Annotated in this window: 15 protein-coding genes and 1 other RNA gene; 4 read left to right on the plus strand and 12 right to left on the minus strand. The window is 46.1% G+C overall.

The features are described 5' to 3' along the window. Positions 1-27: 27 nt before the first annotated feature. From dnaX to Q5L94_RS12520, 9 genes are all read right to left on the minus strand, one after another. On the minus strand, positions 28-2,172 hold the full coding sequence (dnaX, locus tag Q5L94_RS12480) for a DNA polymerase III subunit gamma/tau (protein WP_317498717.1): 2,145 nt from the start codon (positions 2,170-2,172) through the stop codon (positions 28-30). A gap of 25 nt (positions 2,173-2,197) precedes the next feature. Further along, positions 2,198-2,731 carry an adenine phosphoribosyltransferase gene (locus tag Q5L94_RS12485; RefSeq protein ID WP_317498718.1) on the minus strand — a complete coding sequence of 178 codons (534 nt, stop codon included), beginning with the start codon at positions 2,729-2,731 and terminating at the stop codon, positions 2,198-2,200. Positions 2,732-2,747: 16 nt separating this feature from the next. Beyond that, complete coding sequence (locus tag Q5L94_RS12490) at positions 2,748-3,125, minus strand: response regulator (RefSeq protein ID WP_317498719.1); 378 nt, start codon at positions 3,123-3,125, stop codon at positions 2,748-2,750. A 554-nt stretch (positions 3,126-3,679) separates the two neighbouring features. After that, the gene (locus Q5L94_RS12495; protein ID WP_317498720.1) at positions 3,680-4,978 is read right to left on the minus strand and encodes a tetratricopeptide repeat protein; all 1,299 of its coding nucleotides are present in this window, start codon (positions 4,976-4,978) and stop codon (positions 3,680-3,682) included. Between the two features lie 3 nt (positions 4,979-4,981). Continuing rightward, complete coding sequence (locus Q5L94_RS12500; RefSeq protein WP_317498721.1) at positions 4,982-5,593, minus strand: energy transducer TonB; 612 nt, start codon at positions 5,591-5,593, stop codon at positions 4,982-4,984. A 1-nt stretch (position 5,594) separates the two neighbouring features. Continuing rightward, a complete protein-coding gene (locus tag Q5L94_RS12505; protein ID WP_317498722.1) occupies positions 5,595-5,996 on the minus strand; it encodes a biopolymer transporter ExbD in 402 nt (133 codons plus the stop codon). 12 nt (positions 5,997-6,008) lie between these two features. Then, positions 6,009-6,533, minus strand: coding sequence for a MotA/TolQ/ExbB proton channel family protein (locus Q5L94_RS12510; RefSeq protein ID WP_317498723.1), 525 nt, complete (start codon positions 6,531-6,533; stop codon positions 6,009-6,011). 3 nt (positions 6,534-6,536) lie between these two features. Further along, a complete protein-coding gene (locus tag Q5L94_RS12515; RefSeq protein WP_317498724.1) occupies positions 6,537-7,904 on the minus strand; it encodes a MotA/TolQ/ExbB proton channel family protein in 1,368 nt (455 codons plus the stop codon). After that, positions 7,901-8,689 (minus strand): DUF3450 domain-containing protein, encoded by a 789-nt coding sequence (locus Q5L94_RS12520; RefSeq protein ID WP_317498725.1) that lies wholly within the window; start codon positions 8,687-8,689, stop codon positions 7,901-7,903. The genes Q5L94_RS12515 and Q5L94_RS12520 overlap by 4 nt, the downstream gene beginning before the upstream one ends. 467 nt (positions 8,690-9,156) lie before the next feature. Here Q5L94_RS12520 and priC point away from each other — a divergent pair, with 467 nt between their 5' ends. Genes priC through Q5L94_RS12535 form a run of 3 tightly spaced genes read left to right on the plus strand, consistent with a single transcriptional unit; the run spans position 9,157 to position 10,889 of the window. Then, positions 9,157-9,687 (plus strand): primosomal replication protein PriC, encoded by a 531-nt coding sequence (gene priC / locus Q5L94_RS12525; RefSeq protein ID WP_317498726.1) that lies wholly within the window; start codon positions 9,157-9,159, stop codon positions 9,685-9,687. Beyond that, positions 9,674-10,609, plus strand: coding sequence for a histone deacetylase (locus Q5L94_RS12530; RefSeq protein WP_317498727.1), 936 nt, complete (start codon positions 9,674-9,676; stop codon positions 10,607-10,609). The genes priC and Q5L94_RS12530 overlap by 14 nt, the downstream gene beginning before the upstream one ends. A 4-nt stretch (positions 10,610-10,613) precedes the next feature. After that, positions 10,614-10,889 carry a late competence development ComFB family protein gene (locus Q5L94_RS12535; protein ID WP_011235094.1) on the plus strand — a complete coding sequence of 92 codons (276 nt, stop codon included), beginning with the start codon at positions 10,614-10,616 and terminating at the stop codon, positions 10,887-10,889. A 17-nt stretch (positions 10,890-10,906) separates the two neighbouring features. Here the strand turns inward: Q5L94_RS12535 and ffs are convergent. From ffs to Q5L94_RS12550, 3 genes are all read right to left on the minus strand, one after another. Further along, positions 10,907-11,003, minus strand: an RNA gene (gene ffs, locus Q5L94_RS12540) — signal recognition particle sRNA small type. Positions 11,004-11,086: 83 nt separating this feature from the next. After that, positions 11,087-11,836, minus strand: coding sequence for an enoyl-CoA hydratase (locus Q5L94_RS12545; protein WP_317498728.1), 750 nt, complete (start codon positions 11,834-11,836; stop codon positions 11,087-11,089). Positions 11,837-11,856: 20 nt separating this feature from the next. Further along, positions 11,857-12,945 carry a ketoacyl-ACP synthase III gene (locus tag Q5L94_RS12550; protein WP_317498729.1) on the minus strand — a complete coding sequence of 363 codons (1,089 nt, stop codon included), beginning with the start codon at positions 12,943-12,945 and terminating at the stop codon, positions 11,857-11,859. Between the two features lie 129 nt (positions 12,946-13,074). On the opposite strand from Q5L94_RS12550, the gene Q5L94_RS12555 reads away from it, so the two are divergent. Beyond that, complete coding sequence (locus tag Q5L94_RS12555) at positions 13,075-13,620, plus strand: YajG family lipoprotein (protein WP_317498730.1); 546 nt, start codon at positions 13,075-13,077, stop codon at positions 13,618-13,620. Positions 13,621-13,622 lie beyond the last annotated feature (2 nt).

A 13,622-nucleotide genomic window follows, 5' to 3' on the forward strand; every position in this document is an offset into this window, starting at 1 on the left:
TTTATTCCTCGTTTAAGCTTTTAAAAATTAACGCGCCTGAATTGATGACTCATCAATTTGCGCTTGAAACCTTTGTTGTAATTCCTGCACGCTGGCATCCCCATATAATATTTCACATGCGCGCTGGTGACGGTATTCATTGATATGTTGCTGCACCATTAAAGGGGTTGGCTGGCTCGGTGCGCCAACTTTAAACACCACCCTTGCGGCTGCCCCTAACAGACCGCTCAAAGAGTCTCTGACGGCCTGGCTGGTCGATTCGTTCAATAAACTTTTTTGTTCTTCGGCCACCAGAATCAGCCAGTCGTCGTCACCAAGCTTTTGCAGTTCCGAATTTAACAACACCTGACGGGCTAGCCCGGAAATGTCCATGCCCGCTATCATTGCACTCCATTTATCAACGTCGGCGGCTTCGCGGATATCGTCATTTAACTCTGGCAACTCATAGTTACTGGTATCTTGATTAAATTCAGCTATCGGTAACGCCGTCGAGTCAGTATTTGACTCTGTACCTGGCTCTACACTTGATTCTATATTAGTTTCACTACCCAGTTCTTCGCTTAATTCGTCTTTTGATTCCGGCGCCTGCGTCGGTTGCGCTTCTGGTTCGGCTTTTGCCGGGACAGTTAACGGCATCGGCGAGCCATTTTCTGCCCGACTGTTTAATGTTTTGTTGCTATTATCCGGACTTTTTTTTTCAGCCAGCTGCTCTCGCACGCGTAAAAGATCGGCTACGCCAGAACTGCTCTGCGCCGCTGGCTCAGGCGTTGGTTCTGCTGTTGGCTCTACTGTTTGCTCAGGTACTGACTCCGACTTAGCGGCTTCTTCCGTATGATACGGAGGCGCATCATTATGATAAAAGCCTGCGTCATCATCCGGAGGATAATTAAATTCAGGCTCTTCATGCTCACTATAAGACGGTTGCATGGGCTCTGAGAGCTCTGCTGCAGTCTGCAGCTCTGGTTCTGCCTGTGGTGTTACTTCTGCTTCAGGCTCAGGTTCAGTCACTTCTGGAGCAGGAGCCGCTAGCTTTGACTCAGGCATTTCAACAGCAGACGAGTCCGGTTCTGAAATGTTGTAATCGCCCTTCTCTGCCGGACGGAAACACAGCAAACGCAATAAAGTCATTTCGAGTCCGCTACGCGCATCTATAGCGTAAGCCTGCTCGCGGCGACCCTCCAAAACCGTGCGATAAAAAACCTGAATAAGTTCAGCCGGCATGCGTCGCAATAAGGGTTTCAGGACATCGCTATTTTCGAAAACATTAGCGGCAGTGGGTACTTGCTGAACCAACGCCAACTGATGTAATAAGCTCTGTAGCTCAACCAGAACGGAACTCAAGTCCGGTACCATGGATACCATGCTGTCCACACGCTGCATTACGGCTTCTGCATCCCCTTCGAGAACACATTCCAGTAATGCGGCAATATCTGCCACGGGGACGTTGCCAAGCATACGTCTGACACTGTCGAGACTAACTGAACCGCCACCTTGGGCAATAGCCTGGTCGGTTAAGCTAAGCGCATCGCGCATACTGCCACGGGCAGAACGAGCCAACAGTGGCAGCGCTTCGGAGTCAGCCTGAACCTGTTCCTGCGATAAAACATAGTTAAGCTGTTGCGTAATATCGTCGTTCGTCAAAGCTTTTAAATTAAACTGCAGACAACGCGATAAAATCGTGACCGGTAATTTCTGCGGATCGGTTGTCGCCAGCAGAAACTTTACGTGCTCAGGTGGTTCTTCCAGTGTTTTCAGCAGGGCGTTAAAACTGTGCCTTGACAGCATGTGCACTTCATCAATTAAGTACACTTTATAACGGCCACGGGTAGGGCGATATTGAACGTTATCAAGCAGCTCGCGGGTGTCTTCAACTTTGGTTCTTGATGCTGCGTCAATTTCCAGCAAGTCAACAAACCGTCCCTGCTCTATTTCAAGGCAGGCACTGCATTTGCCACATGGCATTGCCGTAATACCTTGTTCGCAATTTAGTGCTTTAGCGAGGATTCGTGCAATGGTGGTTTTGCCCACTCCGCGAGTACCGGTGAACAGATAAGCATGATGAAGCCGCTGCTTGTCTAACGCGTGCTCAAGCGGCTTCAGAACATGTTGTTGGCCGACAACTTCTGCAAATTGCGAGGGTCGCCATTTTCTTGCCAGTACCTGATAACTCATAGGATGGATTATTAACTCTGTTTCGTTAAAACTGACATAAGGTATAGCACGCAACGCCGGCCTGCTGCAATTTATCTTCACCGCCGAGCTCAGGTAAGGAAACCACAAAAGCGGCTTCAACAACGTCTGCGCCAGAGGACTTAATTAATTGACTTGCAGCAATCACCGTTCCGCCGGTAGCCAGTAAATCATCGACAATCAGCACCCGATCGTTTTCGGTCAAAGCGTTTTCATGCATTTGCAATTCGTCTGAGCCGTACTCTAACTCGTAATTCTGGCGTGTCACTTTGCCGGGTAACTTCCCGGGTTTTCTTAACAAAGTGGCTCCACACCCCATGGCATAGGCTAATGCGGAACCAAAAATAAAGCCGCGGGCTTCAACGGCAGCAATTTGCGTTATGCCCTGCTCGGCATAGCGTTGCTTTAACGTATTAATGGTTAATCTGAACGCATCCGGGTTTTGCAGTAAAGGCGTTATATCCCGGAAAATAATACCTGGCTTAGGGTAGTCCGGAATGGAACCGATAGAGTCGCTTATATAAGTCGTAGCTGATTCCATGATCTTAGTCTCGTCATTAGGCGACAAAGCGCACCGCCCAGGATTTTAGCGTATCCAACAGAAAATCCTCATTCAAAGGTTTAGCCAGACATTGAGTCGCACCAGCCTTTAAAGCTTTGGGCTCTATCTCTACCAAATCCTGAGTTGACATGAACAACAACGGAGTACGGTGATAAGCGTCTAAATCACGCAAATTTTTCAGCAAAGACAAACCGTCCATAACTGGCATTTTATGGTCAAGCAAAACAATATCAAAGTAGGCCAGCTTTGCTTTACTTAATCCGTCTAAACCGTCCCGGGCTGTCGTAACCTCGAATCCAAGAGGCTCTATTGCACTGCAAATAGACTCAAGCGTTTTGTCTTTATCCTCGACAACGAGCAAAGTTACTGACATAAATGTCGCTTACCTGATAGCTAAAGAGGATGTATTTAAGAAGAAAGAATTTGTGCTAGACGCAGAACCAACGGTAAACAGGCCCAGAATATAAACACTACTGCGGCAATAAGCAAAAACCGTTTGCCTGCCGGTTCTTTAAACGTTTCTGATGACATAACTTTTACCTCTTGATGAAATCGGGGCTGATCATACTCGATCATCGACAACGATAAAAGTTGAATTCAATTCTTTACCTTCAATATTAATTACAGGGCAGCTAGCCTGTTTAAAGTCTGTTCGGCTTCTTTCTGTGGCTGTTCTCTGGGCCATTGAGAGAATAATTCAGGTAAAAGCCCAAGCAAGCTATTCAGTTGATTTCTATCTCTATTTTGTAACTCTGTTAACAGTAAAATATGGTGACTGAGAAGAAAAGGTAGAAAAAAAATTCTTTGTTTCTTCCCATTGCTTATCCTCTGTCAGCTTTTTTAGTACAGGGAATGCACTATCTACAAAAAACAAAAACCCGACACTGTGGCCGGGTTTTACTATGCAGTTATAAAAACGAAAAGCGGTTAATCGAGATCGATGCCTTTCCGTTCTGCAGTAGACTTGATGTAACCTTTCCAGCTACGAGCACTGCGACGTTGACCATCGAAGGTTGCAGCTTCATCAACATAACGCATTGCCTGGCGGTAGTCACCACCATAAAAATACGCTTCTGCTAACGACATGTACACACGTCCTTGGTCTTTACGTTCAAGATAGTCCAGCGCTTTCTTTAACGGTGTCGCTGCCGCAATATACTGTTCGTTCAACAGCATCAAGTTACCTTGCTTGCGGTAGTATTCACCTTTGTCATCACTGTCATTGGTTGCATCTGCTGCGCGTTCATACCAGGAAACGGCTTTATCAAGCTCTTTCGCGCGATGGTAACTATTAGCAATAGTTCCAAAGTTCTTCGCGGTTTTCTCGATGTCACCAGCTTCTACGTGTTTTTCCATAGTAGAAGCCGCTTTGTACGGAATACCTTCATTATCATACAGTTGAACCAGCATTTTATACTGACTTTCTGTATCCAGGTATCCAGCCATATAAGCTATTTCCATGGTTTGAAGAGACTTAGCTAAGTCTTCTTCAAGCATATAGAACTGTGCTAGCTGAGGCCACCACTGAGTCACTTCGGGTAGCTTGTCCAGACCTTCCTCAAGAACCTCTATGGCTTGAGGATACATCTTACGTTCATAATAGGACGCCATCATCAACGTATAGACATTCTTTTCCGGCTTGTCTGCCGCTTCTAACGAAGCTTCCGCAAAAGGGATGATTTCAGCGAAGTTCTTCATCTGGTAATGCGCATTAGCCATGTACAAGAACACTTGAGAATCACGTTCGCCTGTGAATTGGACCCATTTTTTCAGGTATTCAAGGCTCTGTTCGTATTTCTCTTCTTGCAAACTAATTTGTCCTACCAGCTTCAGAGCTGCCGCTTGGTCACTCCAACCGAGCACATCCTTGTCGACTGCGCTTTTCAAAACTCGTAAAGCATCAGCCATGCGCTCATCTGCTGCATAAAGGTTACCAAGAAAGCGACCCAGGTAAGCTGAATCGTAACCTGGATCCGGCTCTTGGTCTTCAAGAACCGCTATTGCTTCCTTGATTTTTTCTTCTTCATACAGTTCAAACGCGTCCATAATAGCCCGGCCAATGCTCTGCGAAGCAGCCTTATTGTCTCGAGCTTTCTTCTGCGCCTCAACGGTCTCTTTATCCGGAATGTTGAAGCCAAGATCCTGAGCCGAAGCCTGGACCGTTGTCATCGACATAACCGAAACAAAAGCCAGGGCACTAACAAATGTTTTTACTGTATATTTCATTTCTTAGTTCCCATCCATTGTAAAGTCGAGCTGAACGGTCATGCCTTCCTGACGAACAGGCTTACCATCAACGACCTTGGGCTTATATTTCCAACGCAACAGTGCGCGTCGTGCCTCACGGTCAAATACTCGACGAGGTTCAGAATCTATAACTTCAACGTCAGTTACACCACCTTGCTGGTCAATAGTGAATCGCAGTTGTACCCAACCTTCTGTGCCATTTCGCGCAGCTGAAGGCGGATAACGCGGTTCAATACGAACAATTGGTGTTGCGTCACCGTCAGAACTTAAACCTCCACCAGGACCTGAAAGTCCGGTATCAGCTCCACCAACATCAACATCAAAACCCATGTTCATGTTCATACTACTGTCTGATGTATCAGGCTCAGACTGTGGTGTTTCTGGTGGTTGCTCCGGTGGCGGCGGTGGCGGCGGCGGCGTACGCCGACGCTCCTGAACGTCAGACTCAGGTGGCGACGTTACGATGTCAATGACCGGCGATGGAGGCGGCGCTTCGTTGCGCTGCGCTCCTCCGCCGATTAAGTAAGCCATGAAAGCAAACAGAGCAAACGTAACGGCGGCACCTAGTAGTAAAGATACTAAAAAGCGCACCATATTAGTTATTCTCCGCAGCTATGGATATCTTATCGATACCCGCTTCCTTAACCTGATCCATGACTTCTACAACGACACCATGTTCAGCTTGTTTGTCGGCCTGGATAACAACAACATCAGTTGGTTGTTCGGCAAGCATACGTTCAATGTTAGCGCCTACACGCTCAACATCCACTTGACGTTTATCCATCCAGACTTCACCAGTATCACGAATTGCGATAAAGATGTTAGCCGAAGGCTCCTTGGTCGTATTATTGGCTTCAGGTTTATTAACCTGAATACCCGCTTCTTTGACGAATGAGGTCGTTACGATAAAGAAGATCAACATAATGAAGACGATGTCGAGCATCGGCGTCATGTCGATCGACGCATCTTCCTCTTCTCGATTACGATTACGTGCCATAGTTTTACTCTCTTAGTGATGTGGCAAACTGTCAACAAGGCGTTCTTTCGCTCTACGCACTTTACTTTCCAGACGTGTTGCGAAAAACATACCGGATAACGCAGCAACCATTCCCGCCATAGTCGGGATGGTAGCCATCGAGATACCCGACGCCATTAGACGAGGGTTACCCGTCCCTTGTACTGCCATGATTTCAAACACCGCAATCATACCTGTCACGGTACCCAACAGCCCGACTAGTGGACATAAGGCAACACAAGTTTTTATCAACAGAATACGTGCATTCAGTTTATCGTTCGCTTCGGAAATCCATGCTTCACGGATTCTATGGGCGTACCATGAGGTGGTGTCCTTACGGGCATCCCATTTCGCTATAATTTCATTGCGAAGTTTAGGGAAAGCACCTGTAAGGTACCAATAACGCTCAATCATCAGTACCCACATTAGAAAGAGCACCCCCATGACGATGTACAAGACATCGCCACCGGTAGCCAGAAAATCCCTGATAGATTCCCAAAGTTCCATCAGGTAAAGCATGGGTTACTCCTTCTCCGAATGCGCAGCTACGATACCCGCTGCCTGCTCGTCCAGAATATGAACTATAGACTTGCCGCGAGAAGCCACAATACTGTGAGCCAAAATCAATGGAATAGCTGCAATCAGACCCATAGCTGTTGTTACCAACGCCATAGAGATGTCGCCTGCCATGATCTTAGGATCACCGGTACCAAACAGTGTAATCGACTGGAACGTACCAATCATACCAACAACTGTACCTAACAGACCAAGCAATGGAGCGATTGCCGCAAGAATCTTGATGACGTTAATGCCACTTTCAACTTTCGGCGTTTCACGCAGAATTGCTTCGTCCAGTTTCAACTCTAAGTTTTCAACGTCTGCATTCTTATTCTCTTGATAAACCTTAAGAATACGACCTAATGCGTTGTTGTCTTTAGGTTGATCCGGGCTTTTCAACTGAGAGCGGATTTTTCCTGCTGCAGTTGTCAAAGTAACCAGTTTGAATACAGAGATTAACAGACCAAGAATTAATACTGCAGTAATTACATAACCCACAGTACCACCCTGGTGATAGCGTTCTTCCAGAGTCGCCTTATTCGTTAACAGGCTAAGAATTTGGCCTTTAGAAGGATCAAGGAATATACCTTCATAACCTTCTTCAGTGTTAGCAAACTCTTCAGCTTGCGAAGTCGCACTACCCTGAGGCTGACGACCTAACGGCTGAACTTGCTCCGTTGTATCGTTGTATACCAGGTATTCGTTACCAGAAATTAAATTAAAGGTACCAACACGGACCACTTCACGAGTTTCACTGCCACCGTCCAGTAGAGTCACTTCGGTATCAAACTTAACGACTTTGCCTGACTCCACCATTTCAGTCAGCAAGGCTTTCCAAAGTTCTTCAAGCTCTTCCAGAGTAGGAAGCTCTTTCGCTTCAGACAAGCTTTCCAGAACGTCTTCACGACCTGGGTACTGTGCACTGATGATAGAAGTCGCAATACGACCGATAGTTTCTGTCGCAGCACCACGAACAACACCGAACATTTCACCTAAGGTGCCTTTGGCATTCTCGAGTTCTTGTTCTTTGTTAGCCAGTTCAATTTCGTTTTCAGAAAACTCTTCCTGCAAACGTTTGCCACGAGCCTTTTCTTCTTCTAACTGCTGCTCTGCACGATTCAGCAACGCTTGTTTATCGGCACGAGCAGCAGTGAATTCACGCTCACGTTCAGCGTTCAGTTCACGAGAAGACACACGATTTTTTTCTACAAGCTGTAGCAGCTCGTCTAAGTTTTTAGCTTCAGATTGATCCTGAGCCTGGGCAGCGAGAGTCGTACCTGCAGAAAGGGTGACTGCTGCTGCAATCATTAACGATTTAACTAATTTATTCATTCTGCACTCTCCGCTGCGTATACTGGAAGTTTCACCAGATCGTAAGCAAGCTGCTTACGTGACATACGAATCGCTTGGGTCAGAGGACGGATAAACTCGTCTTCCAAAGCAGTCCACTCATCGGTTTCGTTGTTGTAAATCCAAGCATTTTTCAAATCCAGAGACTGAGCTAGGAATGCAACACGACCCATGTGGAAATAATCAACAGCAACTTTCTCACCATCAATTTCCAGGTTGCCCTGATAAGAAATCAAACCTGAACCGTAATCCATTTCGGTTTGATAAGCTTCGATGATTTGACGAAATTGCTCTGATGTAGAAACACTTGAGCTGTCCATGATGTCGCGTAAACGCTCAACACGATCCATACGCTTTTCACGGTGAATTGGAATGTCCAATTTCACGAACTGTTCAAGCGAGTCGATCATTTCATACATCAGGGGAACAACGCCTTGTTTCGTGCGTTCGATTCCATCGATCTGCTTTTGGATAGACTCTAGCGTAGCGTTTTGGTCATTAACCAAACGTTGCACATGGTCATTATAAACTTTCAAGTTCTCGTACTCAGAAACGACTGAACGATACTCGATAAGAAGATCTTGGCTTTGCTCGAACAAAGAGTTGATTTTTTCCTGTGACTGTTCGTCAGCATTTAAAATCTTTTGCTCTTCGTTTTGCAGCTTAGCTACATCTACTTGCTGTGCAGCGGCAAAGCCGGTGCCAGCAAACGCCATCACACCCATAAGGGTTGCAGCGAGTTTGGTTCTTTTGATTACTTTGGTCATAGTTCCCAACCAATTTGACTTAACTTCCGCTTCAACGCCTAAGGCGCGAAACACCAGTTGTTTGAATGACGAAAAGATCTCGTTCTACACTTTATTATTATTGCCAAATAAAGCAGCAATACTAAAAGATACTCCCACGATGGCTATACGCTGTCAACCAAGTAAACTGAGTCAACCGCGCTATAGCTGTCGTCTTGTATCCGTTGCAGAACACGGTTCTGGACTCTCGTAATTTCCAGATATTTTCTCGGACGACATCCTGTCGTTAACTCATTTCATACTCCCAGTTTTGGTAGACATATACCTAACTCGGAATATTACCCCTTTCTGAATAGTATCACTTTTTGATCGACGAACAACACTGACATTTCAATTTTAACGTTTTTTAAACAAATAATTTATTAGCCTATATTCAATGGTAGACCCAATTTCGTGACCTAAGTTTCCAAATCCTTTAATATAGAGGGATGAGAGAGATATTAAATATAACCTCAATACAACATATTGAACAGCTGCTCAACACTTTGCAGGGGCGGGCTGAGCAAATTGATGGGGAAAATAGAAAGAAACATCGCCAGCTTAGCGAAAGTTGGTTTAGTTCGTCCCTGTTCAGCCAAAGCTCTAACCTGGCTGTCGATTATGTTGCAGAGACCCAAAACCTTTTTCGACAGCTCCAGCAAAGCGACAATCATCAGGCTCAACGTTACCTTGCGGAAAAACTTAGCCTGCAGCTGGAAGCATTAAATACAGCTTTCCGGGCTAATAAGCCCCCGCGACAACAGCAAGATCATCGCATTACCGCGCAAAATCAGCTGCAGCAGATGCATCAACAATTAGTGACTTATCGTGACTACGAAAGACGACTGACAGAAAACCTGGATACGGCAGCTGCGGGTAATAACCCAACCATGATTCAAAGCGCGCAGCAACGCCTTAATCGCTGCCAAATGGCCATTGATACTCTGGAGAAAAAGATTAGCCGTTATGAAGAAGGTTAACGTTCCTTTTATCTACTCACCTTTATACAGTGAATTAGATTTACCCCCCAGACACCGTTACCCAATTGAGAAATACCGCCTATTAAAGGACTGGGCGGTAAAACACGGGGCAACGAATAATCAATGGCATCAGCCTGCACCGCTTAGCTGGGATCAGGTTGCGCGAACGCACTGTCCAAGTTATTTGTCTCAGTTACGGCAGAACAGCATGGATAAAAGCAGCTGGCGACGCATAGGCTTTCCCTGGTCAGAACAGCTATTGTACCGTACCCTCACCTCCGCTGGAGGCACACTGCTAACGACCGAGCTGGCACTAACGAAGGGAGTTGCCATACACTTTTCCGGCGGCTACCACCATGCTCACAAAGATTGGGGCAGCGGCTTTTGTCTACTTAACGATTTAGCAATAGCCTGCAATGAAATACTGGTTCGCCACCCAAGGCTAAAAATAGTGGTACTGGATACTGATGTTCATCAAGGTGACGGAACCGCCACGCTCTTCGAAAATGATAATAGGGTGTTTACCTGCTCAATACACGGGGAACGCAACTTTCCATTTTCCAAAGTTAGCTCTAATCTGGATGTCCCTTTAGCTAAACATACCTGTGACAAAGAATACTTAGCGGCTCTTGAAAATACCCTCGAACGCATCAACCGCGACATTAAACCTGATCTTATTCTTTACGATGCCGGTGTCGACATTTATCAGCGGGACGAGTTGGGTCATCTGGATATTAGTCTGGCGGGTATTTTTCAAAGAGACCTCACTGTACTAAGCTTTGCTAAACGACATGAGATTCCTCTGGCGGCTGTCATCGGCGGTGGGTATCAACGTAATTTACCTCGTTTAGTCAGAGCCCATGCTCAACTATTAAGAGCCAGTTATTATGTCTATACTGCAAGTGAGCTAACAGAAGGATAAAAGTATGAAGTTTGACGATGACATTCACAATTATTACGAGCGCTTAGTTGCGGACCGGATAGAAGAACTGGAACTGGAAAAGCAACACAGCCAGGAGTTTCTTGCTGATCTCAGTTGTCTGGTGCTCAATCAGTTGCCGCCGCGTTATATTCGTCACGAAGTTGATATGGCTTTCTTTTTACCACCGTCAAAGCGGCTAGACATGGAAATGCAGGTACACAAAGCAATAGCGGAAGCGCTGGAATTTTTAAAAGGGAGAAAACGTCCTGACGGCGATTAATAAATATTGGGTGGCGACTCTACCAGCCACACCTCGGCACACACATCCCTGACTACGGCTGCTCCCTTCCGGGCCTGACCGGGTTCACCAGTTAGCGTTGCGAGGGGACCCGCAGAGTCACCATAAACGCTTTGTTCAAAGCGGGCTGCATTATGAACCAGTTGCCCGGCTGAAACAACCCACAGTTTACCTTTTGCTTACTTTTTCTGCAGCTTTGCAGCAATTGCCTGACGAGCTTCATCTGAGCTTAACGCTTTTGCAAAAAACGTTGCCTCACGACTGATGCGATCAGCTACTGACTCAGCCGGCTGCTTTAATAAATGCTTGGAAATTCGTAATGACTTGCTGGATTGCTTACGCAGTTTGTCCAGAGTTTCTTCAACCACAACAGGCAAACGCTCAAGCGAAACCACATGGTTAACGAAACCGGCCTGCTGAGCTGACTGGGCATCAAACTTTTCGCCAAGTAATAACAGCTCTGCCGCTTTTTGGTAACCACAAATTTGCGGCAACAACAAGCTGGAGGCGGCTTCAGGCAACAACCCAAGCTGCACAAATGGCAATGCAAATACCGCGTCGTCACTACTGTAAACAATATCGCAATGCAGTAAGAGCGTCGTACCTATGCCTATTGCTAATCCATTTACCGCAGCAACGATAGGCACCTCAGCACGCGCCAGGGTATGTAAAAACTGAAACGGTGGTGCCGATTCGTCTAAGTTTTCAATTGATAAGAAGTCATTTAAGTCGTTACCGGCAGAAAAACTGTCGCCACTGGACTCAAAGAGCACTGCATGTACTGAACTGTCGTTGTCTGCGGCTTTCAAGGCTTCATTACATGTTGTGTACATGTCCTGAGTGAAGGCATTCTTCTTTGCCGGTCGGTTCAGACGTATGCGAACAACACCGTCATCTTGCGAAACTTGTACGAGCTCTTCAGTATTCAAAATCTGTCTCCCGTCAATGGTTACTGACCGCGATTTTTCCAGGCCTTTTTAGTCGCTTCGTGCATTGGCACAATCAGTTCCAACGCGCTCTTATCGCCAGCCGGCAGCTCCATTTGATTAGGACGTTTGGGCGTGACTCGCTGGCCCCATTTAATCAACCCGGCACCGCAAGTGAGCCCACCACCAAACACAGCGGACATAATACTGTCACCAGGCTTGATAATACCGTTGTCAGCAGCTTCAGCAAAGGCAATAGGTAATGTTGCTGAAGACGTGTTTCCGTAATTCTGAATATTAATAACGGTTTTCTCGCTCGGCACTTTACACATTTTACCTAAAAAATCGATTAGTCGTTTATTCGCCTGATGCGGAATGAGGGCGTCGATATCGTCGGTGGTCATGCCAGTTTCCTGAAAAACTTTTTCAACAGCAGCGCTCATGCCCTTCACTGCTCGTTTAAATATTTCCTGACCAACAAAATCGAATTGCATGATGCCGTCAAAGTTAAACCGGTCAAAGCTAGACCCAAAATCAAGGCTTAAGACGTCACGGGCATCGGCGTCACAACTGATATGGCTGGCCAGCAAACCAACTTCTTCATCTGAGGCTTCAAGTACCATAGCACCTGCGCCATCGCCAAATAAAACAGCGCTTTCGCGTTTAGTCCAGTCCAGAATACGGGTTAAACGTTCAGCACCTATGAGCAAGACTTTTTTATGTGCGCCGGTTTTTATACCTTGAGTTGCAACATGCATTGCGTATAAAAAGCTGCTGCAAGCTGCATTTAGGTCAAAAGCTGCCGCATGTTTTGAGCCAATATTTTGCTGTACTTTAGAAGCGACATTGGGAATAAGTTCATCTGCAGTACAAGTACCAACAATGATGAGATCCAGTTCGTTGGGATCTAAGTCGGCAGCTGCCAAGGCATTGCGTGCAGCAACCGTCGCCAACTCGGATGTACCAACATGGCTTACTCGACGTTCCGAAATACCCGTTCGCGAAACAATCCACTCGTCGGAGGTTTCCAGGAAAGTGGCAAGATCATCATTGGTCATTACAGCCGGTGGCAGACATTTCCCCCAACCGGTAATTTCAGCAAATTTAGTCACGGCAAAACCTTTTACTTCTGTCGGCTAGTATCGTCATAATAGTAAGCTGTTTTATGACAATACGGTTTCACCGTATGATAGCACGAATCGACGTCAGGTGAATGACCGCCATAAAAAAGGATAACGCCTATGTTCCGAACACTATTTGCCGCCAGTTTTTTACTTATGATCAGCGCTTGCCAGAGCCAGCCTGATCCATTAATTATTAGCGCTGACACTGTTGTTGATAAACTAAATACCAAGGTAAACCAATTAAAAGTCACGGATAAACGCTCTTATTCTTATTTATATCGCCATAAAAAAGAAGAAGATAAAGCAGCATTCGCGCCTACTTTGAGACCCTTAACCTCGGTTGTTGAAGAGGCTTTACAGCCAGTTACAGGCGCTTATGATGAAAACGGTCTGACATGGTACGTCACCATCGAAAAAGCACTAATTGACGCAACTCTTCATACTGTAAAATACGAGCTCAAGCACAGCATAACCATTCGTGTTGAGGCCACCCGGAAAAATCGTCGCTACAGCAACTTTTATTCCGGAACCTATAACTCAACAGGTGGTCTGAAACCAGCCCAGTCAACTATCGAGCGTCAGTTTAAACAGCTACTGAATTCTGTTCTTACAGACATTGTTAATGATCCTAAGCTGCGTATGCGTGAACAAGAGGACTTTTAATC

Origin of the sequence: Idiomarina sp. Sol25, from assembly GCF_033052775.1 — a bacterium.
GTDB lineage: Bacteria > Pseudomonadota > Gammaproteobacteria > Enterobacterales > Alteromonadaceae > Idiomarina.